At 61.2% G+C, this 21,374-nt stretch carries 31 protein-coding genes, 1 tRNA gene and 2 pseudogenes; 15 read left to right on the top strand and 19 right to left on the bottom strand.

All coding sequences use genetic code 11. The features are described 5' to 3' along the window. The first annotated feature begins 24 nt into the window (after nt 1–24). Both AC1RLZ_RS22680 and dapA read left to right on the top strand, forming a co-directional pair. A complete protein-coding gene (locus AC1RLZ_RS22680) occupies nt 25–294 on the top strand; it encodes a hypothetical protein (RefSeq protein ID WP_493190428.1) in 270 nt (89 codons plus the stop codon). A gap of 10 nt (nt 295–304) precedes the next feature. Continuing rightward, nucleotides 305–1,279 (top strand): 4-hydroxy-tetrahydrodipicolinate synthase, encoded by a 975-nt coding sequence (dapA, locus tag AC1RLZ_RS22675; protein ID WP_493190427.1) that lies wholly within the window; start codon nt 305–307, stop codon nt 1,277–1,279. 96 nt (nt 1,280–1,375) lie between these two features. Here the strand turns inward: dapA and AC1RLZ_RS22670 are convergent, their stop codons facing one another. The 5 genes from AC1RLZ_RS22670 to AC1RLZ_RS22650 form a co-directional block, all read right to left on the bottom strand. Then, nucleotides 1,376–1,564 carry a hypothetical protein gene (locus AC1RLZ_RS22670; RefSeq protein ID WP_493190426.1) on the bottom strand — a complete coding sequence of 63 codons (189 nt, stop codon included), beginning with the start codon at nt 1,562–1,564 and terminating at the stop codon, nt 1,376–1,378. After that, nucleotides 1,561–1,857 (bottom strand): hypothetical protein, encoded by a 297-nt coding sequence (locus AC1RLZ_RS22665; protein ID WP_493190425.1) that lies wholly within the window; start codon nt 1,855–1,857, stop codon nt 1,561–1,563. The genes AC1RLZ_RS22670 and AC1RLZ_RS22665 overlap by 4 nt, the downstream gene beginning before the upstream one ends. A 274-nt stretch (nt 1,858–2,131) precedes the next feature. Beyond that, nucleotides 2,132–2,395 carry a hypothetical protein gene (locus tag AC1RLZ_RS22660; protein WP_493190424.1) on the bottom strand — a complete coding sequence of 88 codons (264 nt, stop codon included), beginning with the start codon at nt 2,393–2,395 and terminating at the stop codon, nt 2,132–2,134. Between the two features lie 86 nt (nt 2,396–2,481). Then, on the bottom strand, nt 2,482–4,137 hold the full coding sequence (locus AC1RLZ_RS22655; RefSeq protein WP_493190423.1) for an OFA family MFS transporter: 1,656 nt from the start codon (nt 4,135–4,137) through the stop codon (nt 2,482–2,484). 195 nt (nt 4,138–4,332) lie between these two features. Next, complete coding sequence (locus AC1RLZ_RS22650) at nt 4,333–4,581, bottom strand: sulfurtransferase TusA family protein (protein WP_493190422.1); 249 nt, start codon at nt 4,579–4,581, stop codon at nt 4,333–4,335. 70 nt (nt 4,582–4,651) lie between these two features. On the opposite strand from AC1RLZ_RS22650, the gene mobA reads away from it, so the two are divergent. Continuing rightward, nucleotides 4,652–5,281, top strand: a complete 630-nt coding sequence (mobA, locus tag AC1RLZ_RS22645) for a molybdenum cofactor guanylyltransferase MobA (protein WP_493190421.1) — start codon at nt 4,652–4,654, stop codon at nt 5,279–5,281. Nucleotides 5,282–5,353: 72 nt separating this feature from the next. Here the strand turns inward: mobA and AC1RLZ_RS22640 are convergent, their stop codons facing one another. Then, nucleotides 5,354–5,590, bottom strand: coding sequence for an autotransporter domain-containing protein (locus tag AC1RLZ_RS22640; RefSeq protein WP_493190420.1), 237 nt, complete (start codon nt 5,588–5,590; stop codon nt 5,354–5,356). A 308-nt stretch (nt 5,591–5,898) separates the two neighbouring features. Between AC1RLZ_RS22640 and AC1RLZ_RS22635 the strand changes: the two genes are divergently transcribed. Continuing rightward, a complete protein-coding gene (locus tag AC1RLZ_RS22635) occupies nt 5,899–7,122 on the top strand; it encodes an ABC transporter substrate-binding protein (protein WP_493190419.1) in 1,224 nt (407 codons plus the stop codon). Nucleotides 7,123–7,185: 63 nt separating this feature from the next. Here the strand turns inward: AC1RLZ_RS22635 and AC1RLZ_RS22630 are convergent, their stop codons facing one another. Further along, complete coding sequence (locus AC1RLZ_RS22630; protein WP_493190418.1) at nt 7,186–8,166, bottom strand: TAXI family TRAP transporter solute-binding subunit; 981 nt, start codon at nt 8,164–8,166, stop codon at nt 7,186–7,188. Nucleotides 8,167–8,314: 148 nt separating this feature from the next. On the opposite strand from AC1RLZ_RS22630, the gene AC1RLZ_RS22625 reads away from it, so the two are divergent. Then, nucleotides 8,315–9,292 carry a Bug family tripartite tricarboxylate transporter substrate binding protein gene (locus AC1RLZ_RS22625; RefSeq protein WP_493190417.1) on the top strand — a complete coding sequence of 326 codons (978 nt, stop codon included), beginning with the start codon at nt 8,315–8,317 and terminating at the stop codon, nt 9,290–9,292. 9 nt (nt 9,293–9,301) lie between these two features. Here the strand turns inward: AC1RLZ_RS22625 and AC1RLZ_RS22620 are convergent, their stop codons facing one another. Then, entirely contained in the window at nt 9,302–9,505 is a 204-nt protein-coding gene (locus tag AC1RLZ_RS22620; protein ID WP_493190416.1) for a hypothetical protein, read from the bottom strand. 150 nt (nt 9,506–9,655) lie between these two features. On the opposite strand from AC1RLZ_RS22620, the gene AC1RLZ_RS22615 reads away from it, so the two are divergent. The 3 genes from AC1RLZ_RS22615 (at nt 9,656) to AC1RLZ_RS22605 (ending at nt 11,847) form a co-directional block, all read left to right on the top strand. Continuing rightward, nucleotides 9,656–9,731: transfer RNA gene (locus AC1RLZ_RS22615), tRNA-Ile, on the top strand. Between the two features lie 202 nt (nt 9,732–9,933). After that, nucleotides 9,934–10,929 (top strand): hypothetical protein, encoded by a 996-nt coding sequence (locus AC1RLZ_RS22610; RefSeq protein WP_493190415.1) that lies wholly within the window; start codon nt 9,934–9,936, stop codon nt 10,927–10,929. 711 nt (nt 10,930–11,640) lie between these two features. After that, nucleotides 11,641–11,847 (top strand): hypothetical protein, encoded by a 207-nt coding sequence (locus AC1RLZ_RS22605; RefSeq protein WP_493190414.1) that lies wholly within the window; start codon nt 11,641–11,643, stop codon nt 11,845–11,847. A 55-nt stretch (nt 11,848–11,902) separates the two neighbouring features. On the opposite strand, the gene AC1RLZ_RS22600 is transcribed toward AC1RLZ_RS22605, so the two are convergent. Continuing rightward, complete coding sequence (locus AC1RLZ_RS22600; protein ID WP_493190413.1) at nt 11,903–12,076, bottom strand: hypothetical protein; 174 nt, start codon at nt 12,074–12,076, stop codon at nt 11,903–11,905. A gap of 579 nt (nt 12,077–12,655) precedes the next feature. Here AC1RLZ_RS22600 and AC1RLZ_RS22595 point away from each other — a divergent pair. From AC1RLZ_RS22595 to AC1RLZ_RS22570, 6 genes are all read left to right on the top strand, one after another. Next, on the top strand, nt 12,656–13,105 hold the full coding sequence (locus AC1RLZ_RS22595) for a hypothetical protein (RefSeq protein ID WP_493190412.1): 450 nt from the start codon (nt 12,656–12,658) through the stop codon (nt 13,103–13,105). Continuing rightward, nucleotides 13,102–13,551 carry a hypothetical protein gene (locus tag AC1RLZ_RS22590; RefSeq protein WP_493190411.1) on the top strand — a complete coding sequence of 150 codons (450 nt, stop codon included), beginning with the start codon at nt 13,102–13,104 and terminating at the stop codon, nt 13,549–13,551. Before AC1RLZ_RS22595 ends, AC1RLZ_RS22590 begins: the two co-directional genes overlap by 4 nt. Before the next feature lie 16 nt (nt 13,552–13,567). Next, entirely contained in the window at nt 13,568–14,287 is a 720-nt protein-coding gene (locus AC1RLZ_RS22585) for an SOS response-associated peptidase (protein ID WP_493190410.1), read from the top strand. Continuing rightward, nucleotides 14,284–14,571: a hypothetical protein gene (locus tag AC1RLZ_RS22580; RefSeq protein WP_493190409.1), complete on the top strand. Its 288-nt coding sequence runs from the start codon at nt 14,284–14,286 to the stop codon at nt 14,569–14,571. Before AC1RLZ_RS22585 ends, AC1RLZ_RS22580 begins: the two co-directional genes overlap by 4 nt. A gap of 483 nt (nt 14,572–15,054) precedes the next feature. Beyond that, complete coding sequence (locus AC1RLZ_RS22575; RefSeq protein ID WP_493190408.1) at nt 15,055–15,348, top strand: hypothetical protein; 294 nt, start codon at nt 15,055–15,057, stop codon at nt 15,346–15,348. A gap of 23 nt (nt 15,349–15,371) precedes the next feature. Continuing rightward, complete coding sequence (locus AC1RLZ_RS22570; RefSeq protein WP_493190407.1) at nt 15,372–15,539, top strand: hypothetical protein; 168 nt, start codon at nt 15,372–15,374, stop codon at nt 15,537–15,539. Between the two features lie 107 nt (nt 15,540–15,646). On the opposite strand, the gene AC1RLZ_RS22565 is transcribed toward AC1RLZ_RS22570, so the two are convergent. From AC1RLZ_RS22565 to AC1RLZ_RS22530, 8 genes are all read right to left on the bottom strand, one after another. Further along, on the bottom strand, nt 15,647–16,003 hold the full coding sequence (locus tag AC1RLZ_RS22565; RefSeq protein ID WP_493190406.1) for a ubiquitination-like system serine protease family protein: 357 nt from the start codon (nt 16,001–16,003) through the stop codon (nt 15,647–15,649). Further along, nucleotides 16,000–16,563: a C40 family peptidase gene (locus tag AC1RLZ_RS22560; RefSeq protein ID WP_493190405.1), complete on the bottom strand. Its 564-nt coding sequence runs from the start codon at nt 16,561–16,563 to the stop codon at nt 16,000–16,002. Before AC1RLZ_RS22560 ends, AC1RLZ_RS22565 begins: the two co-directional genes overlap by 4 nt. 256 nt (nt 16,564–16,819) lie before the next feature. Continuing rightward, nucleotides 16,820–17,176: a hypothetical protein gene (locus AC1RLZ_RS22555; RefSeq protein ID WP_493190404.1), complete on the bottom strand. Its 357-nt coding sequence runs from the start codon at nt 17,174–17,176 to the stop codon at nt 16,820–16,822. A gap of 14 nt (nt 17,177–17,190) precedes the next feature. Further along, a complete protein-coding gene (locus tag AC1RLZ_RS22550; RefSeq protein WP_493190403.1) occupies nt 17,191–17,457 on the bottom strand; it encodes a hypothetical protein in 267 nt (88 codons plus the stop codon). After that, a complete protein-coding gene (locus AC1RLZ_RS22545; RefSeq protein ID WP_493190402.1) occupies nt 17,457–17,708 on the bottom strand; it encodes a hypothetical protein in 252 nt (83 codons plus the stop codon). The genes AC1RLZ_RS22550 and AC1RLZ_RS22545 overlap by 1 nt, the downstream gene beginning before the upstream one ends. Then, nucleotides 17,705–17,947 (bottom strand): Pam3-gp28 family putative phage holin, encoded by a 243-nt coding sequence (locus AC1RLZ_RS22540; protein ID WP_493190401.1) that lies wholly within the window; start codon nt 17,945–17,947, stop codon nt 17,705–17,707. Before AC1RLZ_RS22540 ends, AC1RLZ_RS22545 begins: the two co-directional genes overlap by 4 nt. A gap of 19 nt (nt 17,948–17,966) precedes the next feature. Continuing rightward, nucleotides 17,967–18,224 (bottom strand): hypothetical protein, encoded by a 258-nt coding sequence (locus tag AC1RLZ_RS22535; protein WP_493190400.1) that lies wholly within the window; start codon nt 18,222–18,224, stop codon nt 17,967–17,969. A gap of 87 nt (nt 18,225–18,311) precedes the next feature. Next, nucleotides 18,312–19,073 carry an NlpC/P60 family protein gene (locus AC1RLZ_RS22530; RefSeq protein WP_493190399.1) on the bottom strand — a complete coding sequence of 254 codons (762 nt, stop codon included), beginning with the start codon at nt 19,071–19,073 and terminating at the stop codon, nt 18,312–18,314. A gap of 48 nt (nt 19,074–19,121) precedes the next feature. On the opposite strand from AC1RLZ_RS22530, the pseudogene AC1RLZ_RS22525 reads away from it, so the two are divergent. Next, nucleotides 19,122–19,514 (top strand): annotated as a pseudogene (locus AC1RLZ_RS22525) (integrase core domain-containing protein); the annotation flags it as partial. Here the strand turns inward: AC1RLZ_RS22525 and AC1RLZ_RS22520 are convergent. Continuing rightward, nucleotides 19,484–20,971: a recombinase family protein gene (locus AC1RLZ_RS22520; protein ID WP_493190505.1), complete on the bottom strand. Its 1,488-nt coding sequence runs from the start codon at nt 20,969–20,971 to the stop codon at nt 19,484–19,486. The pseudogene AC1RLZ_RS22525 and the gene AC1RLZ_RS22520 overlap by 31 nt on opposite strands. Nucleotides 20,972–21,122: 151 nt before the next feature. Then, a pseudogene (locus AC1RLZ_RS22515) lies at nt 21,123–21,332 on the bottom strand (recombinase family protein); the annotation flags it as partial. Between the last annotated feature and the right edge of the window lie 42 nt (nt 21,333–21,374).

The raw sequence follows: 21,374 nt of genomic DNA, 5'->3' as shown, positions 1-21,374 counted from the left end.
AAGCGAATGAACTGGAGACTGCAAGTGATCACCATCGAACCTCCCTCGCGTAGCTCATCCCTCATTTTCATCGGCAAGAACCGCCGCGGCCAGTGGGTCGCGCAGGAGCAGAACGGCCTGTTCGGCGGGTTGTTCGTCAGCCGCGCGAATGCCGTGCGCTATGCGCTGTTCGAGAGCGGCCATCACCCCGAAGCGATCATCGAGACGGCGGGCCTCATCGAACTCGATATGAATGCCGTGCCGGTCACGACAGCAACCTCTGACGAACTGTTGCAACAACGGCGCGTCGCCTGAGCTTCTCACCATGTCCGCAGTTGCCCTTCGGGCCCATGCCCTCCCGCAAGCTCATGCCTCCCGTCACACCAATGACTGGTTGCATGGCATCATCGCTGAAGTGCCGACGCCGTTCGATGCGCATGGCGCACTCGATCTCCTCACTTTCGCGCGGTTATGCGAGCGACAGGTTTGTGCCGGCGCGAGTGCCATCGTGGTCGGAGAGACTATTGGTGAGTCTGACACGCTCACTTCGAACGAGCGCGCCACCCTGATCCGGACTGCCGCCGGCGTCGCCCGCGGGCGCATCCACATCATTGCCGGCGCGGGATCGAACTGCACCAGTCGCGCCGTTGAATCGACGCGGCTGGCACGGGCCGCCGGCGCCAATGCCGTCATGTCGGTCGTGCCGTATTACAACCGCCCGACGGCAGATGGCATAGCAGCGCATTTCCATGCGATCCTGAAGGCGACATTGCTGCCGGTCATTGTGCATGATGCACCGTCGCGCTGTGCCCGTGCGCTGACCGACGACACGCTCATCGCTCTCGCCGCCTCGCCACGACTGATAGGACTGCGCGACGACACCTGCGACGCCGGGCGACTGGCGCGATTGCGGCCACTGCTGCCGGGAGGTTTCCGGATGCTGACGGGACAGGACACCGCAGCCCTGCCCTATCTGCTGCTCAGCGGCGACGGCGTTGTCTCCGCGATGGCCAATGTGGCGCCGCAGCTCTGCCGCGGCATGTATTACGCGGCCCGCCAGGGATGCCCGCGCTATGCGACAACCATTTCCGACATGCTGGCGCCGCTTGCCGAAGTCCTGCCGTCGGATCAGGCATCAGCAGCGGTGAAATTTGCATTGAGCCTGCGGGGCCTGGGGAATGCCGCCGTGCGCCTGCCGCTGACAGAGCTCACAGAGACCGAGCAGCAGCAGGTCTACGCCGCGATGGAAGCGATATGGGCGCAGCCTGACGACGCGCCGCCCCTGCGCCGTATGCGCTAGAGCTAGATTCATTGAAGATGAATCTAGCTCTAGCTTTTTTCTCTAGTGGAGCATGATCTTATCCGAAAACCGGGCCCCACTTTTCGGGATCATGCTCTAGGACTTGGGGCGCGTCCGCTCGTTCTTCTCGCGACATTTCGGGCCGGGTCCGCGCATGTAATGTGCGGCCGGCCGATAGACGGCAGGTCCAATGACAAAACGCCAAAGCCGGGCGAGAATGCCCGGCATGATGGTCGCATAGGAGGCGATGCGCGCGAACAGCGCTGCAGAACGGTCTTTCCTCATGGCACGCTCCGGCGATCCGGAAGCACCGGCGTATCAGTGGCACGGACGCGGACGCGCGCCAGTTCACGCCGCGCGCGGCGCATCTTGTCGGCGACCAGCGCCATGTGAATGGCGGCGAAAAAACCATTGACGTGGTTACGCGTCAATCGCGCGGCGACGCAGAGCCGCTTCCACTGGACATCACCGGAGTGATAGACGATCGGGGACTGGTTGCGGCTGATGAGGTAGCTGCGATAAGCGCTATCGGCCGAGAGATCGTGCAGCTGCGTATCGCGATTGTAGAACATCGTCATGGTCGTTGTCCGTCTTCTCAACTCCCTGGCGCATGAGCGCGTCGGGATGGTGGGAAGATGCGGACATCGCCATATGAAATCGAGACGGGCAGCCGCGCCTGTTCATAGGCGCGGCATAAAGATGGAAGCGGCCGCGGTGACCGGGCTCAGCACCCGTCGGATGGGTAGTGCGTCTACGCGAAACCCCTCGCCGCATATGCAAAAGCGATGGCTTTCGCTCCGGCGCTACGCGCCTGCACTCTGCCCGTCCTACGTCTCAACTCTTGCTAGCGCCTCAGCTCTTGGCCATGCAGTCTTCGATATAGAACCAGCGGTCGTCGCCAGCGAGGCCCTTGACCTTCACGTCCTTGCGGCAGGCCTTGAGCTTGCCCTTGTTGGCGCTCCACTTCGCCTTCATGTCCTTGAGGCTCTGCTTGTTCAGCTTCATCTTGGCGGGTGCGGCAGATGCCGCTGGCGTCGCAGGCGCTTGCGCCGAGGCAACGCCGATTGAAGTCGCAACGAACAGTGCGGCCACGAGGCCCGTGGTGATGCGTGTCATCGTTATCCCCGAATGTGCTTGTTTTGAAGATTGATCGTCAGATGTGAAACAGGACCGGAAGCTTTCGCCGCCGGTCCCGCAAAGCCTTACTGGAAGATCTTGACCGCGCTCTGCAATGTGAGCCAGACGCCCCAGCACAACGGGAGGCCGACAAAGGCCCAGAAGGCGATCGCGCTGGTGTCGAAACCACCCTTGCCGATGCCATAGGAGCCGCCACCGGTCGACGCCGCAGCCCCCTTGGCCTGCAGCGCCGCGACTTCCTCGGGCTTCATGAACCAATGCGGCGCCAGCGGCCTCACCAGCATGTTGCAGATCAGGCCGAGCACCAGCATGCCGGCGAGGATGTACATCGTAAAGTCATAGACCTGCGCCCGCGGCACGCCGGCGGCGATCTGGAATTCGCGGATGTAGTTCACCACCACAGGACCCACGATGCCCGCCGTCGCCCAGGCGGTCAGCAACCGGCCGTGGATCGCGCCGACGAACTGGGTGCCGAAGATATCTGCGAGATAGGCCGGGATCGTGGCGAAGCCGCCGCCATACATCGAGAGGATGACGCCGAAGGCCAGCACGAAGAGGACCTTGCTGCCCATCGCCGCCAGCGTCGGCACCAATGCGTAGAGAACGATGCCGAGGATGAAGAACGTATAATACGTGTTCTTGCGGCCGAGCTTGTCCGACAGCGACGCCCAGAAGAAACGCCCGGCGATGTTGAATAGCGACAGCAGACCCGCGAAGCCAGCGGCGATACCGGCGATGGCGGTCTTTTGCGTGGCCGAGAGCTGGCTGAATGAGACATCGGGCAGGCCGATCAGCTTGCCGGCGAAGATTTCCTGCAGCATTGGCGAGGCCATGCCGATGACGCCGATACCGGCAGACACGTTCAGACAGAGCACGCCCCAGATCAGCCAGAACTGCCTGGTCTTGTGTGCATTGTCGAGATGCACGTGACCGGTGGTGATCATGGCATTCGCTGTCGCCGGGGGGGTCCAGCCATCAGGCTTCCAGTTCGGCGGCGTGATGCGATAGGAGAATGCACCGATCATCATGAACACGAAATAGATCACGCCCATGGCGAGGAAGGTCTGCCAGACGCCGACATCGGTCGGGGTCTTGAAATAGTTCATCAAGAGGTTAGCCAGCGGCGAACCGATCATCGCGCCACCGCCGAAGCCCATGATCGCCATGCCCGTCGCCATGCCGCGACGATCCGGGAACCACTTCACCAGCGTCGACACCGGCGAAATGTAGCCGAGACCGAGACCTATACCGCCGATCACGCCGGAGCCGATCCACAACAGCCAGAGCTGATGCGTGTAGACGCCGATCGAACCGAGCACGAGACCGCCGCACCAGCACATCGCCGAGACGAAGCCGGCCTTGCGCGGACCGACGCGCTCGAGCCAGCCGCCCCAGATCGCGGCAGAGACGCCGAGCAGCACGAAGAACAGTGTGTACATCCAGCCGAGGCTGGCGACCTTCCAGTTGCAGGTGGTGGTGAAGAGTTCGGTGGCGAGGCTCATGCCGTCGCACACGTCTTTCGACGCAGGTGTCGTGATCGCCTGCGACAGCGGCAGCCAGAACACGCTGAAGCCATAGGCCATGCCGATACAGAGATGGATACAGAGGGCAGCAGGTGGAACCAGCCACCGGTTGAAGCCGGCGGTCGCAATGATGCGTTCGCGTTCCAGCAATCCTGGCTTGGTGCCAGACAGTATTCCGGCGTTGCCAACACTTGTCATGAAATCCCCCCCTGCAGCCGACCCTTCTGAGCCGATCAGCGATTTGAAAAGTCGCGTCGTCAATTCCCCTGCAGCGCGCAGAAAAGATTCAAGCGCGCACTCAATGAGAATGGGCCAGAAGCGACTGCGGGAGTCGATAGTCCAAAGGTATCAGGAACGAAAATTTCTCAATGATTTCCACTGCATCGCAGCAACTCAATCGCGATTTGCAATCGCAGCATTTCGTTTCTCGATAAAGAAGATCATCACATCGCCGCTACGTTCAGAGGTCTCGATCTGATCACCGCACTGTTGGATCAACGCAGGGATGTCGATCACTGCGAGGGGGTCCGTACAGTGAACTTCAAGCCGATCACCGACCGACAGCGCCTTCATCGCCTTGCGCGTCATCAGCGCCGGCAACGGGCATTTCAATCCTGTCAGGTCGAGCTTGGTGAGGGCCATCGTGGGGTTCCGTTTTGTGCAACTGCGTTATATCCGGCTGACGCCAAATGTCATATGCAGCGCTATGACGATGACGAGCGCATATCCGACCACCCTGGGCGTGCTGCTGGCCGGCGGCCTGGCACGCCGGATGGGCGGCGGCGACAAGCCGATGCGGACAATCGGCGGCCGCAGCATCCTGGCCCGCGTGATCGCGCGCGTCGCACCGCAATGCGTCGGGCTGGTGCTGAACGCCAATGGCGATCCCGCGCGGTTCGCGTCCTTTGCCCTGCCGGTGATCGCCGACGACGTTGCGGATTTCCCCGGCCCCCTTGCCGGGATTCTCGCAGGCCTGGAATGGACAGTCGCCAACCGACCGGATGTCACGTGGATGCTCAGCGCCCCCGGCGATTGCCCGTTCCTGCCGCGCGACCTCGTCTCGCGTTTGCATCACGCCCGCATCGCTGAGAATGCACAGCTTGCCGTCGCCTCCTCGGCCGGACAGTCGCATCCCGTCATAGGATTGTGGGACGTTGCCCTGCGCCATGAGCTACGCGATGCCCTCGTCAACGAGAACATGCGCGCGGTCGGCCGCTGGACGTCCCGCTACAAACTCGCAACCGTCCAATGGCCGGTTGATCCGGTCGACCCGTTCTTCAATGCCAATACGATGGATGACATCGCAGAGGCCGAGCGGTTGGCGAAGCTGGATGACGGTTAACGGCCCGTCGCCGTTGCGACGCTGCATTCAAGAGACGCGTCATCCGCACCGCATCTCCTGAGATGGGCGTTCTTAGAATCTCACAGCGAAATTCCCGCGCAAGGTCTGGTCGGTGACACCCGAGCCGAACTGACCGCCATAGGTGACACCAAGCGTGGCGTTCGGCGTGACATTGATGTCAAAGCCAAGATCCGCGAGAGCGGCGTTTGCAGCGATAGGCACACCGGCAACGGTGAAAGGTGACCCACCGGCAAAGGCCATGATCGAGGTTGGCGTCACGTCACCGAAGGCGTGGCGCCAGCCGAGCATTGATATCGGACACCGCATATCCGACCGACCAGATTCCGCAACGTGAATATCTTGAGTCCGCATGCCGACCTGATCGAAAGGCGAGCGCGTAATGCTGCATGGCCAGAGCGCGCGAGAACTAGCATACAACTATCATACAACTATAATATGTCAAAGCGTCGCGATGGACTCTACTCGCAGCCATATCAAGCATTGGATTTAATGTGCTATCGTACTTGTTGCACCCTCACGCTTGCTGCATGATCGGCCCAAAGCTGGGACGTGCATGTCACGCGTCACACAGTTAAAGAACCAGGGAGGCAATATTCGTGCACTTGAAAAGACTGACCGTCACACAACTTTCACTCGCCGGTGCTTTGACGCTTGCGCTGTTGGCCACATCCGCGCACGCGCAGGTCTCCGACAACGTCGTCAAGATCGGCGTGCTCACCGACATGAACGGTCCAGCCTCGACGCCCTCCGGCCAAGGCTCTGTGGTCGCCGCTCAGATGGCTGTCGATGATTTCGGGGGCACCGTGCTCGGCAAGCCGATCAGCATCATCATCGGCGATCATCAGCTCAAGCCCGATATCGGCGCCAGCCTCGCGCGGCGCTGGTACGATGTCGATCAGGTAGATATCATCGTCGACGTGCCGGTCTCTGCCGTTGGTCTTGCCGTGCAGAATGTCGCCAATGACAGGAAGCGGCTGTTCATCACCCATTCGACCGGCGCTGCGGACTTTCACGGCAAGTTCTGTTCGCCCTATACGATGCAATGGGTATTCGACACCCGTGCGCTCGCCGTCGGCACCGCACAGGAAGTGGTGAAGCGCGGCGGCGACTCATGGTTCTTCATCACCGACGACTTTGCTTTCGGCCATGCGCTGGAACGCGATGCTGCGGCTGTCGTCACCAAGACCGGCGGCAAGGTGATCGGCTCGGTGCGCCCGCCGTTCGGCGCATCGGACCTCTCGTCCTTCGTGCTGCAGGCGCAGGCCTCCAAGGCCAAGATCATCGGCATCGCCGGCGGCCCGCCGAACAATATCAACGAGATCAAGACCGCCGGCGAGTTCGGCGTGTTCAAGGGCGGGCAGCAGATGGCGGCGCTGCTGGCGCTGATCACCGACGTCGACTCGCTGGGGCTGCAGACCGCGCAGGGCCTGCTGCTCACCACCGCTTTCTACTGGGACATGGACGACAAGACCCGCGCCTGGTCGAAGCGCTTCTTCGAGAAGACCAAGCGCATGCCCACCATGTGGCAGGCCGGCGTCTATTCCTCGACCATGGCCTATCTGAACGCCATCAAGGAAGCCGGTACCGACGAGCCGCTAAAGGTTGCCGCCAAGATGCGCGAGAAGCCGATCGAGGATTTCTTCGCGCGCAACGGCAAACTGCGCGAGGATGGCTTGATGGTGCATGACCTGATGCTGGTACAGGTCAAGTCCCCCGAAGAGTCCAAGTATCCGTGGGACTACTACAAGATCCTCGCGAAGATTTCCGGCGAAGACGCATTCGGGCCGCCCGATCCGGCTTGTGTGTTGGGGAAGAAGTGAAGGGCGAATGGTGAGTGACGCGTAGCGAATGGCCGCCTCCATTCGCTACGCGCCCTTCGCTCCCTACTTTACCAACCCGATCTCCCTGAAATACTTCAGCACACCGGGATGGATCAGCGACACATCAGGCGCTGACGCCACGGTGTTGCTGGCCGTCGTTTCCTTCGCCTGCGCGAGCCGCGCGCCAAGCGCGGCCTCCGCGCCATGCAGCGTCTTTGCCAGCCGATAGGCGACATCATCCGGCAGCGTTTCCCGCGCGAGGATGTAACTCCATGAACCCACCGACGCGATCGGCACCGGCTGGTTCGGATAGCTGTTCGCGCCCACCAGCATCGGCTTGAGGAAGGCGTGCTTGGCACGGATCTGCGCGATCTCTGCCGCATCAGGCGCAATGAAGCGCGCGCCGCCCGGGCTTTCGCTCATGGCCTTGAAACCGGGCCAGCCCAGCCCCGCACCCCACAATGCGGCAACGCGGCCGTCCTGCACCATGGCCGGGCCATCGCCGGCGCGGTCGAGATAGACCGACTGGAAATCCTTGTCGTGATCGAGACCGAGCCCGTCCAGCACATAGCGCGACAGGATCACGAGGCCGGAGCCCTTCGCGCCGAAGGCGATCGGCTTGCCGACCAGATCGCGGATCGTCCTGTAGGGACTGTCGGCGCGCACCACGAACATGCCGGGATTGGAATACAGCGCGGTGATGATCTTGAGCTTCGTGGGGACCCGCCCGATGCCCTTGAAGGCTTCATAAGCGGGCTCGCCGGCCACCAGCGCGAGATCGAGCTGGCCGGCCTCCAGCAGCGGAATGTTTTCGGTCGAGCCCTTGGTGTTGCGCGTCACGAGCGCCAGCGACGGATCGGCCTTGTTCATGACCTCGGCAAAGGCGTCGCCATAGAGTGGAAAGCCCCCGCCGGGCGTCGCCGTACCGAGACTCAGGTTGAAACCAGGACTTGGCGTGGTGGTCGACATCGGCTTGGCTCCTTCCTGCGCAACGGCCGTTGTGACCACCAGAAGTGCTGCGCAAAGAAGCGGCATCATTTTCATGTGGCATCCTGACGTCGTTCGCCCTGCATCGTTGAGCCATGCTTGTAGGCAAAATCCGAATTCTGTGAAAGCATGGAGGTAACGGGTAGCAAGCCCGATCGAACGACGGCGCGCATCACCGCCGCAATCTTCATGTCTGGGAGGAATTATGATCGCTTTTCTGCGCACTGCTGTTCTGTGTCTTGTTGGCTTCGCTAGTCTTGCCACGACAACCCTCCCCGCCTCGGCTGCCGGCTATCCGGATCGCCCGGTGCGCTGGCTGATCGGCTTCGCGGCCGGCGGCCCCGTCGATATCGTGGCGCGCATCATGGCGCAGTGGCTATCGGATCATTTCGGCCAGCAATTCGTCGTCGAGAACCGCGCAGGCTCCGGCGGCAATCTCGCCGCCGCTGCGGCCGTCACCTCGGCGCCGGATGGCTATACGCTGCTGTTCGTGGCGCCGAACAATGCGATCTCCACTTCGCTCTACAAGAAGCTGCCCTATGACTTCATCCGCGATACCGTGCCGGTCGCCAGCATCATGCAGCTGACCAATATGCTGGTGGTGTCGAACGGCATGCCGGTGAAAACCGTCCAGGAGTTCATTGACTACTGCAAGGCCAATCCCGGCAAGATTTCATATGCTTCGTCGGGCAACGGCACCTCGGTGCATATGTCGGCCGAATTGTTCAAGGCGATGACCAAGTGCGACATGATCCACGTGCCCTATCGCGGCTCGGCGATCGCCTTTCCCGACATCATCTCCAACAAGGTCCAGTTGATCTTCGACAACCTGCCTACCGCGCTCGAACAGTCGCGCGGCGGCACCGTGCGTGCACTCGGCGTCACTTCGCCGCAACGCTGGCCGATCGTGCCGGACGTCCCGGCCATTGCCGAGACGGTGCCCGGCTTCGAGTCGGTCGGCTTCTACGGCATCTCCGCGCCGAAGGGCACGCCGCCGGACGTGATTGCCACCCTCAACAAGGCCGTCGGCGAAGCGCTCAAGGATCCCAAGCTGATCGCGCGGCTCGCCGAAACCGGCGGTGTACCGAAGCCCATGACGCCTGGGGAATTCGGCAAGCTCATAGCCACTGAGACCGAGAAATGGCGCAAGGTGGTGGAATTCGCCGGCGTCTCGGTCGACTGAGCTGGACGCTCACCGCGACCATGGCGGGCAGCAGCTGAGAGCTGCTGACCGCCCCGGCGACCGGATAGGCAAATCCAGCAGCGCCGGGAGGCCCGGGAAGAACAGCGCGACGAGGATGAGCGAGAGCTTCCCGGCGAAGGCCGGGATATTGGTAAGGCCGAGGCTGCCGGCAATCAGGGCAACGATCGGACAGACGACAGCCCCAGCAAACACCCGCGCTTCCATGCGTTGACATTGCGCGGGCAAGCGTCACTGCCGGGCCGAAGTTCCTGCCCCGGGGACCACGGCATTGCCCGCAGGCGGCGGCCGATATAAGGAATGCCTGCACCGCCGTCCCCCGCTCCCGTGCGCCGGACGCCGGCGGGGCCTGTAGCTCAATGGTTAGAGCCGACCGCTCATAACGGTCTGGTTGCAGGTTCGAGTCCTGCCGGGCCCACCAATGATTTCAGATAGTTGGACGACATTCAACGCTGCTGAACTTTTCGCCGCCACAAGTGTCGCCACAGGTGCGGTGCACGCTTCGTTCGCTGTTGATTCAGGGGGCGTGTTCTCATTCGCGTGGAATGAAAGTCGGCACAACCTTATATTGCTAACGGGGGAATGAGTCGCGTCGTCCGGCGCTCTTATGAGGAGACCAGTCTTTGACCGAGCGCATCGCCATCCCAGATCACTGCTTCGCCCCAAAGCCGCTGTTCGACAAACCTCCCGACCGCGATGTCGTGGACGAAGTGCGCTCATGGGTGAAGAGCCAACCGGTTTATCTTTGGCGTGGCCACACGCACTCAAAACCGGACAAAGAAGAAGCCGGACAGATCCGCTACATCAATGATTTCGTACTGCCAAAAGGAGTGGAATCGCCCTGCCCTTGCTGCACCCCCTACCACGCAAAGTTTGGAAAGGGGTACATCGCTTGGTTTCCACTAACGCAAAACATAAGGCTCATGGGGCAGGATTGCTTTCGGACGTTGAATCCAGAGGGACACGATTTCGCGGTCAACGAATTGGACGCGCGCATCAAGCGAGAGGCAGAGCAAGAGTATCTATTAGCTAACGTTCACAAGATTCCCGATATCATCGCCACCATTCGTGCAGCTAAGCCGATCGCGTCTTACCTCGACGATCTGCGCGAGATCCTCGGACCGAAATTGGCCAGGATGACGGAAATCAATCTCTGGTCCTACGTGCGATCTGGATCGCTCGATCTAATCGAGGAAACCCGCGAGGGAGCAGTATCAACTCCTTATGCGTCAGTATCCGGCATTAGTTTGCTGAACCCTAATAGGCGTTCGTATCGCGTAGCACTCGACGCGGCCGAAGTGATGATCACCAGCAACATCGACCTTCCGTTTGATCCTAAGAGGGCCAGCGACATAGACCGGCAAAGAGCTGCTAAGGTCTTAGCGCGCACCACTCGCTCAACAATCGATACGCTCTCCGCGATGGCGGAAGCCCGGCTTTTTGTATCCGTGGCTAACACGGCGACGATGCGGAACTGGGCCGCACAAGAAAACGCGCCGGCGCGCTTCTATATTCGCCGGGAAAGCAGAGACCTGCACATCGGCATCACAGAGAGAGACGCACACTTGATACAGCTGAACCCCGTGATCGATAGCTCGATTCCGAAAATACCTGACTAGCCTCCGCGCACATGATGATCACGCGTGAGATGGTCGCGGCCGTGGAAGCTGAGATGCGCGTTTCTGGGCAAGGATGACGCCCGCCCCGCCATCCGCTAAAATGGCGGGATGCCAGAACTCCTCCTCCGCTGAAACGCCGTTGTGGCAGCCTACCCTGATCTGAAGGGCTGGAAGCCCTCATAGCGGTAATGGCCGAAACCGGCGATCCATTTTCCGAAATAGGCCACTCTAAATTGTGCTAGCTTCCGACCGGGGAATGGAGTGCCGCCAGGTGTTGCATCGAACGATAAGATATGACGTGCAGGAGATTGAGCCGGGCCTTTGGCGCTGGAATATCTATCCAGGCAATCGCACAGTGCAGGGGCCGGTCAAGTTTCGCTCGCGCGAACTGGCCGTCGAAGCCTGTCACGGCGAGATCAATGATGGCATTGAACGGACCCGGCGTCAGGCAATGCACCGATAGACACTCGCAGATTCAAAACAGGCCACTGTAATATCCTTGGGAAATCACATGGCCGCAAGTAATTCAGGTACTCGCCCGCTTCCGGCCCTAGTCGCTAATTTGGTTCCAGTTACATTCTTTAAAAATTGACTCGCGCCCCGCCGGATTCAGGCGCAGACTTGAAGCATCACAGCCCTGCCCGAGGCTTTTGTCTGTGATGAGATCGCCCGGTAGCGCTCCCGCCTTCCTCTCATGGAAAGGAGCGCGCCATGTCTCAACAGCGTCGCTTCGAACAAACCGATCTCATCGCCAAAGGTTTTTCGGAAGAGGTCAAACGTTTCCGGAAAGAAGCCCGCGGCACTCCGCCCGGGGTGGAGCGCGAGAGGCTTATTCGCAGAGCGCGTCAAGCCGAAATCGGCGCGCATATCAGCGAGTGGCTTTCCTCACCCAGCCTGAAGGCTCCGACCAAAACGTAAGGCCACCCACTGAGGCGGCCTTGCGCAAGTCCGGGGTATCTGCGGATCTGAAGTTCTATGGGGCGCGGATTGCGATGATCTTTTCGATGCCCTGCGCCATCTCGCGGTACTCGCGCGCTAGCTTTTGGAATAGCTCGCGCTTTTGAACGTCTGTCGCCAAATCCGCGATCAAGTCGCATTCAGCGGCTTCTATGCGCAGCTTAGCCAGTCTGGCTTTGTAGTCCTGCATGGCGTTTCCACATAATTCAAAACAGGCCACTGTGGAAAGAAAATTATACCACTAAGGGTTAAAGCAGCCCGGCACCCGAAATTCAACCTAAGCGGACTCGACTTTTGTTCTTCTTATGTTCTAATCGAGGGTATGAGCGACCGACCCGCAAGTTTCCGTATGTTCACCGAGCGGCAGATGGAAAGGCTGGCCTCCAAGCCGAGCCGCCCGCCTGAGCCTGGGACCCCGACGCCCGGCCCTGCGGACGATCTTCGGAGGCATATTGGGATTCCATTGTCCGGGACCTCGCGGTCAGATCCGTACCGGCGTTCCCGTCCAGCAGCGACGCCTCTCCGAAATTCCCCGACATGTCCTGCGAGTAGCCTGCCGCCGCTGTGATCGGATCGTTGAGATCCGAACCGTCGATGCTGTGCGTCTCTACGGGGCACATGCAATCTGGAAAGACGTCGGCATGAAGTTGCTCGACAACGGTTGCCGGGAGCGGACAGGACGCCTCGAAGAGGACGGCTGCTGGCCCTCGTTTGAGACGACGTAGCGTTTTTGATTTTTCATTTTTGACCGTCACGCTTGGACGCCCATATGGCTCCGAAATATCACCTCACGCCCCTATCCGGCGGCGACCGCAAGGCTCTCAATAAAGAGCTGACGAAGGCGCGAAGCGTGACGCTGATGCTTGCGCGTCAGTCGGACGAGTTGCGCGCCAAGGGTGAAGCGCTAATCCGGGAAGCCGACAAGCTGTCCTGCGAAAGCTGGAACGAGCGTATGTGGGCGGATGGCGAGCCGGTCGACCCATCACCGACCGTGGACCAGGCGCTGAATGGCGGCTTCCCGTGGCTCGAGATTGAATGTTCAAGATGCCGGGCCAGGCGCGACGTCAGCCTGGCAGAGCTTCCGCACGTTGACACGACATGCATTCACGACCTCGCGACCCGCCTGCGCTGCGAGCGATGCGCGAAAGGCGGGAAACGGCCACTGGCAAAATTGCTGCAGCTGGCGCCCCGGCGACGACACGAGCCGGAGGCGCCATGATGCTGGAGCTGACACGGCGACGTGCCGATGATCGTCTGGAGACATGGGAAATCTGGTACGGCGACGTGCAGGTCGGCACCATCGCTCAGCAAAACTGGGATCCGAGCCCGGAGAGGTCGGGGATCTGGAAATGGTCTTGCGGCTTCTACCCGCTCCATCGCGATGAATGTTTCAGAGGTGAAGCGCTTGATTTCGAGACAGCCCGCACCGGCTTTGAGGCCGCGTGGAAGCTGTTCCTGCCGAGGCGCACCGAGGCGGAGTTCGAAGCCTGCCGCCGAGACAAACAGTGGACCGCCAACAAATACGCGCTTTGGGATGCCGGCTATACCGAGCAGATCCGCCGTGGCGAGATCCACTGCCCGTGCGGCGCGACCTTCAACCCGCGGTTCCACGATCAGACGATGGCGCATATAACGCACATCACCGGAAGACCTCCGGGAACGTAAGCGACAGGAACGCTCTATGTGCAACCTCTATTCGATGACGAAGAACCAGGATGCCATCCGCCGGCTGTTCGCCTTCGACATCGACAGCACCGGGAACTTGCCCGCAATGCCCGGCATCTTCCCCGACTATCCGGCGCCGATCGTGCGCAATGTGTCGGGCGGCACTGAACTTGCGCTGGCACGCTGGGGCATGCCGTCCTCTCAGTTCGCCCAGATGCAGGCTGCGAAGAAGCGAGCCGCAAAGCTCGAGGAAAAAGGCAAGCCGGTCGACTTCAAAGAACTGCTGCGGATGGAGCCGGACAGCGGCACGACGAACATCCGCAACCTGGACAGCAAGCACTGGAAGCGCTGGCTCGGTGTGGAGTCGCGGGGCTTGGTGCCGTTCACATCCTTCAGCGAGTTCAACAAAGCCGAGGGCGGCGACATCTGGTTCGCTCTCGACGAGAGGCCACTGGCATTCTTCGCGGGAATCTGGACGAACTGGACATCGGTCAGGAAGGTCAAGGAAGGCGAGACCACCAACGATATCTTTGCGTTTTTGACCACAGACCCGAACGCCGAAGTCGGCGCAATCCACCCGAAAGCAATGCCTGTTATCCTGACGAAGCCCGAAGAACTGCAAGTCTGGATGACCGCGCCAGCCGATGAAGCGATGCAGCTCCAGCGCCCTCTTCCGGACGGCGCGTTGAAGATCGTGGCTCGCGGCAAGAAGAGAGACGAAGCCCCTACCCCATGAGCAAGCCGTTCGAGAAATACGTCCAAGCCCGCCCCTACGCCACTCCTGAAGCCGCAGCCGCTAGACTGCTGGAAATCGCCAAGACGCTCCGAGTCGACCAAGGCCGGATGTCGATAGGCGAATGGAATGGCACCTTCCTGAAAGGCGGCGCCGGCAGCGTTGAGGAATATACCGCCGGCCGTGACAAGCTCATCGCGGATGGGATTATCCGCATCCACGAGTGCGGAGGATTCATCATGTGGGCTGATAAGGCACACTTGGCCGGCCATGGGGTTGGAACCTGATGTACTCCTAGATCGTTCTAGCGCTACTCTCTGCACTCTCCGAGTCACGGTTTGAGTAGGAGTAGCCGGCCATGCCCCGCCGCTCTGCATCGAAGACTTGCCCGAAATGCAAGGGGCCGATGAAAAAAGAGCCATCTATCGTCGGCCCGGCCATCTACGTTTGCGAGAACTGCGATCCGCCTGACCCGTTCGAGATCGGATCCAAGTGGATGAACAGCGATCTCAAGCCGCCAACGTAGGTCTCAATCGTCATCCTCGCATGCAACAGGCCGCGGACGGCCTCTCCGAAGATCGTCTGGCCGGGCAAACGCTGGCACCGGCGCCAGATATACCGGGCGCCGTTCCGATTTCTTTTCGTCCGACTTTTCTGGCATCGGCGGTACTCCTTTATCCTCCAACACGTCTTTTCTGAGCTCGTTCCCACGCTGCGGAACGAACTGGGATTTTCTCACTTGAGTCGCCGTTCAGTTGTGGAGTTGCGTTGTGTCCTGGTCAGCCAGATTTCCCGATCCCATAGGCCTGCCCGGCGGCGGCGCGTTGACGACGTTGCAGGATGCCGGCGCGTACATCACCCGATTGCCAAAAGAGAAGCAGGCGTCGCCGGCTTGGCAGAACGCGACCCACGTCCTGATCCAGGCGGCAGACCACGGCGGCCCGATCGAATTCGCGCGCCTTGGCATGTTGCGAGCGCTGTGGCCCAAGGGGACGCCCGTCTATCACTCGGTCGACAAGGATCCGAAGTGGCGCAATCGCTATAAGCTCGTGAGGGATCGGTGAAGATTTCGGATCAGGAGACTGTATTGGCAACCATCGATACCGTGCGACGCATCCTTGGTGAGTATATCGAGCCGGGCCAGCGCGATCCGAGGGCTATTTTACAGCGCATCTTGACCGTTATGGATGATGGCGACTTCGTCAGAGCGCTTGATCACCTGAACCGGCGAAGAGTTATCAGGCTGGTCGAATAGCAAAAAGCCCCGCCACCATTTCTGGCAGCGGGGCAAGTTTACAGAGACAAACAGGACCGGATGATCGGGCCGCCCTCTCGGGCCTCGTGACGGGCCGTAGCCCGAATTCAATCTCGATATCGGACCGGCAATTCCGGAAGGTCGATAGTCTGCCCGGCCAGCGCGTGCGTGCAGTCGCTGAGAAACTGTATTTTCCCAGCTCGAAGAAAGTAGTGGCAGACGTCAGTCCGGCCTTGCTTTCCCTCATCGTCGTCGGGATACGGGCCGATCCGAATATTCATGCTCGGCGAGAATGTCGGCGCGTCGAGATTGCCGTCGAACGACCACTGTGCGCCGTTGCGCTGCGGAGCATCGACGGCAAATGCGTGCATCGCCTCGCACGCCGGGCACCAGTGAGCGTAGCCGCCCGCCGTGTAGCCGCTCGCGGCCCCGGTGCGGCGGAGATATTTGCAGACGGCGTTCACGATGCCACCCGATAACGCGCGTGTCGCCCAGTGTATTCGACCTCCCGCCAGCCCCGGCCGCGCGTGCTGGGATTCCAGACGAAGACCCGTGATCCCTCGACACGCGAGACGATGGCTACATGCCCACCACCTCGCCTGTCGGTGACCGCCACGGCGCCGGGAACGGGACGCGACACCCTGACGCCCCAGCGATCGTAGGAATGCGCCAGCGCGCTCCCGGTGCCCTTGATACCGCGTTCGGCGAGAGCGGCGCCGACATTGATGGCGCAGATCAGGCGGCCGGCGATGTAGCGAGCCGGACGCGAGATAGCCGAACCACTGAACGAGACGGCACCCAAGCGATCGACATCCGCCCGCGCGCGACGCTCCCGCTCCATCGTCACGTTGATTGACGTCACGAGCCGGCCGTCGCGGGTCTCCCAGATGCCCGGGCTGGAGCCGCCCATTCCACAGATCGGCACCATCACGGTGCCAGTTTCGATGCAGCCTCGAGCGAAGGCCGGGTTCACGGTGCAGGTGGAAACAAGGCACAGCAAAGCTGCCGCCAGAAAGCGGGTCATGGTTTTTCCTTCAAATGTGATGCAAGATGATCGCGCTGAGGGTAGGTCTGAACCTCCCACCTCAGTCTGGCCCGGCGCTCATGGATTCGGTTGAGCGTCGGGCCGTTTCGTTTCCTGGAAGCACAGGAACGATTCTGGAAAATTTGTGTTTTTCCCGCGGCTGGCAGCTACCTCCAAGGCTGCTGGCCGGGCTCGGCGGCTCCCCCCGTTCCCCCTCCCATGCCGCCGGGCCGCCGGCATGGTGGCGCGCCCACTATCAGGCGTGAACGCTTGATGGGATTCGACTTTCCAAAAGCCGATCAAGGCGCGTGGTGATGCCCTTCAGATCCTCGCGCAGATTGTCGAACTGGGCCTCGTGGCGCACCACAAGTTCTTTCAGGTCGTCGTGATTGACGAATTCCTTCTCGGCATAAACTTTGAAGTCCGACAGACCAGCCTGCAGAGTGTCAATCTTCAGATTGGCCTGAACTCCGCGCAGCCCAGCGGCGTTGGCCTCTGTTTTTGCCTCGGTGATCTGCCGCTGCATGTTCATCCAGAATGTTGCAAATCCGATAGCGCACCCGACGGCACCGAAAACGGCGCCAACAACAGCCCAAGCGAGGCCATTGTCCATTTCAGCCCCTTTGATTACTTTTTGCCCCAGCCGCAGGCGCGCTTGCCCGCGGCGTTGATCAGGTCGGCGCGGTTCTTGGTCTCTTCGGTATCGCTGCGGGACCAGCGCACGGGTCCGCCCTGACGGTTCATCACGTCGCAGAACGACGCGGCGTTGACCGGCGGATCTTTGGTCTCGCATTCGAATTCCATGAAGCCGTCGAATGTCGGCCGGCAGATCGTCTTTCCAGCCATGGCCGGGCTCATACCGGCGATCAGCAGCAGAATGGCTATCCAGCCCATCAGTCCCTCCGGAATTGTGTGTCGCGGCCGTTGTCGCCCGGCGTGGCGGCCTGCTTCGCGCGTGCCTCCTCGACGGACTCATCGATCTCGGCGAGTTGCTTGACCATCAGCCTGACGCCATCGGCAACCGCCTGGTCGTACCCGACCCCTTGCGCAGCCTTGGCGTCCGCAGACGCCTTGAACCGCGACACGAGGTCGAGAACGACAGGAAGCGCCTTCGCCAACGCGGCTATGAAGGCGAGCCAGGTCACGAGGTGACGGCGCCGGTGGCAGCCGAAACCGTCGGCACGTCCGGACGGGTAGCAACCGCGTCAGGAACGGCAGTGGTGCCGGACTTCACGAACAGGCCCCACAGCACGGCACCGATCGATCCGATAGCACCGACGATGGCCGTGACCTGATCGGCCGAAAGATAGCCTTTGCCGGTCAGGAAGCCGCCGCCAGCGATAAGCAGATAACGCAAGATCTGCCAAACAGTATCCCACTTCATTTTCAGTTCTCCAGTGATGCTATGATTGCGCGATACCGTCGCGCGGCGGTTTGAGAAAATCTTCGATCTTGACGACCAGCAAAATCGAACTAATTTTTCCCGTCTGAGAAAACCAAGGACGGGAACTCAATCGTGTAGGGTGAGGATCATGAGTGACAAAAGGCTCGCGCTTCTGCTTTGCCACAGGGCCAATATTGCCCGGTATATCCGGCTGCTCAGAACAGAACTGACAGCTGTCGAGCGCGAGTTTATCGTCAGGCGACTTGACGAAGAGCAATCCAGGTTGGATGCCCTCACTTCTTCGACCTTTTCCCTCGTGGTGCCGCACCCCCGTTCGCCAGGCGCCACGGAAACCGCAGCTTAACTAGGCCTCGCTCCCTGCCTTCACCGCCTGCCCTGTCGCACCCATCTTGCGGCCGGTCGTCGGCAGCGGCACGCCGGCGGGCCAGCGTATCGTCTCGATGGGGCGGGACTTCGGGATCTTGGTGACGTTGACGCTGTCGGACTGATTGCCGCCGCGGCAGTAGTAATAGTTCGCGTCCTCAGACTCATAGAGCGTGACGTGGCCGCCACCGGTGCGGCTGTAAACCATCACGGCGCCGGGCGTCGGCACCTTGAGCCGCTGACCCCAGGTTGCCCAAGCGAGCGCTGAGAGAGGCGCGCTGGCCGGCTTGATGCCATTCACGGCCATGACGTAGCCGATGCCGAGACCGCACCACGGGATGCTATCGTGGTTGTACCAGCCGACGTTCCCCTTCAGATCCGGATAACGCCGCACGATCTCGTGGGCCATCTCGATGATGAAGGGGTTGTCCTTCGACGACGGGGCTTCCTTCGTGCCAGTGATCGCGCGCATGGTGGACAGCCAGGGCGCGACCTTCAGTACCGACGGCGATAGGGCGATCTTGTCGAGCTCGGCCGCGGTCGGCTTGTCGACCACGCCATCCGGCTGCAATCCGTGGCTCGCCTCAAAAGCCTTCAAGGCGGTTTGGGTGATGGTTCCGAAGCCGCCATCGGCCTCAAGATCGTATCCCGCATTGCGCAAGGCAAGCTGAACGGCGGTCACGGCCGGCCCCGTTGCGCCCATGCGCAAGGGTCCCGACGCAACGAGTGCGGCGATTGTCATGTCAATGTCTCCGATAGAGTTGGCGAGAGTCACCCGATTGGGTGATGGCTAATCGACGAGTCCACCCGGGAATGTCTGGCGATCCGGGTCGCTCGTCGCATCAACAGTTTCGGCGTCATTGAGACGATGGCCGACGTGATGCTTACCAGGGGCGTGCCCGAGCACATCAGATCCGACAACGGCGCGGAGATGACGGCCAAGATCGTGCGCAGCTGGTTTGCAAAGCTCGGGGCGAAAACACTTTACATCGAGCCAGGCAGTCCGTGGGAGAACGGCTACTGCGAGTCCTTCAACGGGAAGCTACGTGATGAGTGCCTGAACGGTGAAATCTTCTACAGCCTGAAGGAAGCCACGGTCGTCATCGAGCAATGGCGCAACCACTACAACCGCGCATCAGAACACCCATCTGTCTATGTTGTTGAAGAGAAGAGACTTTGCTGATCGGGATGCGATCCCGTGGGGTATCTTGGGTTCTGTCGCGCTCGCTCGGCGATAGATTGAGCAGCAGTTGTTATCAGCGAGGCGCGGGCGAAGATCCACGGGCCATCCGATAGCGGATGGAAGGCTTCGATCTCGCCGACTTCAGCGGCCAGCCGGAGCGTCTTGGGCGCGATCTTCAGGAGCTTTGCGGCGTTGCCAAGGTTGAGCCAAGGTTCGATCCCGTCATCGGCGGGCTTGAACACTGGGATGTGGTAGTTCGAGCGCATTGATGTGACGCGCTCGCGGGTCCAGCGATTGCCGTTGCCCGTTTTGAGGCCGTTGCGGTTGAGGAGGCCGGCAATCAGATCGTCGCTGGCGATCAGCACCAGTTGACGCACGGCTTGAATGATATCGGCAGAGGTGCTGTTGCGCTGTCCGCGCCGGCGCTTGGGCAAGCGCAAATCGCTGTGGGCGCCACCCACCCAGTGGACGATGAGAACGATCTCGGAGGCCGCGTCGTCGATATCGGCCACGACCTCATGGATGAGGGTGCGCACAATGCGCTTCTTGAGGCGAGCATCCGTCGTCGGTGCATCCCAGACCGTTTTGAAGTTCAAGGCCAGAACGCCGAGTGACGCTGGATCAGCAACGGGTTCAGGCGTCGCCGCATCATGCATGGCGATCTTGCCCTCGATCTCCGCCGCATGAGCGAGCGCCCTGTTCCAGCGCGCTTCAAGCTCGCTCGCCACCAGCCGATTCGCGGGGTCGGCGGCATCGTATTGCCGAAAAGCCCGGTCGGCGGCATAGCGCGCCGCTTCGAGGTCGCGACTGAGAGCATCGCGCACCTGATCACGCCGTTCGTTGGCTCCTTTGGCGGCAGCGGTTGCAGCGGCGATAGCCCCCGGACTGACGACGCCAAGCAGCGCTTCCTCGATTGCATCATCGACGCGCAATCCGCCGAAGGCGATGCAGTGAGGGCCGCCATTATCCATCCAGGCGCGGCTGCAGCTGTAGCGCGGAATATGATGCTTCATCCCGGAGTACCGGAGCGTGAGCTTGCGGCCGCAGCGCTTGCACCGGATCAGACCAGCCAGCAGCGCGTCACCATGCTTGGGTGCACCGTGATACCGACCAGTGGGAACGTTGCTGCTGACCATGGTGCGGATCGCCTCGAACCTCTCCCAGCTCACATACCCCTCGTGGGTGTTGGGCTTCAGCGCCAACCATTGGTTCCGCGCCTTGCGGCGGATCTTCACGCTCACGCCCTCGGCGGTGTATCCCGCCGCCACAGCTGTCTTACCATAGGCATAGGCGCCGCCGTAGACCGGGTTCTCAATGATCCGGTGGATGGCGGAGTAGCTCGGTCGCCGCCAGGTCGTGTCGCCGTTGGTCTGCTTCACCGGCAGATCGAGCTTGTACTCGTGGAGCCAGCAGAGCGCCTGTCGCGCGCTGCCCAGTTCCTCGACCTTGTCGAACACCAAGCTTGATCGCTTCCTGGACACGCCGATCCGGGTCTTTCTCATAACGGTCGCCGGCCTTCACGAAGCCGACGGGCGCTGCCACAACCAACTCGCCGCGGCGCGCCTTCTCATAACGGGCCGACAGCGAGCGCTGGCGCAATAGATCCAGCTCGTACTCGTTGAGGCTGCCCTTGAGCCCGAGCAGCAGGCGGTCGTTGCCGTGCCTCGGTGCATAGATGGTCTCCTGATCGACCAGAACGGTATCGACCACGCGGCACATCTCGATGAGTTGCTGCCAATCTCGGCTGTTGCGAGCGAAGCGTGAGACCTCGCGGGCGCAAACTGCACCAACCTTACCGAGGCAAACCTCCGCTACCATCCGCTCAAAACCAGCGCGTTGTACCCCGCCGGCGGCTGAACG

It is taken from the genome of Tardiphaga sp. GW822-FHT04G09, from assembly GCF_058800725.1.
This window is presented reverse-complemented; position numbering and strand designations above follow the sequence as displayed.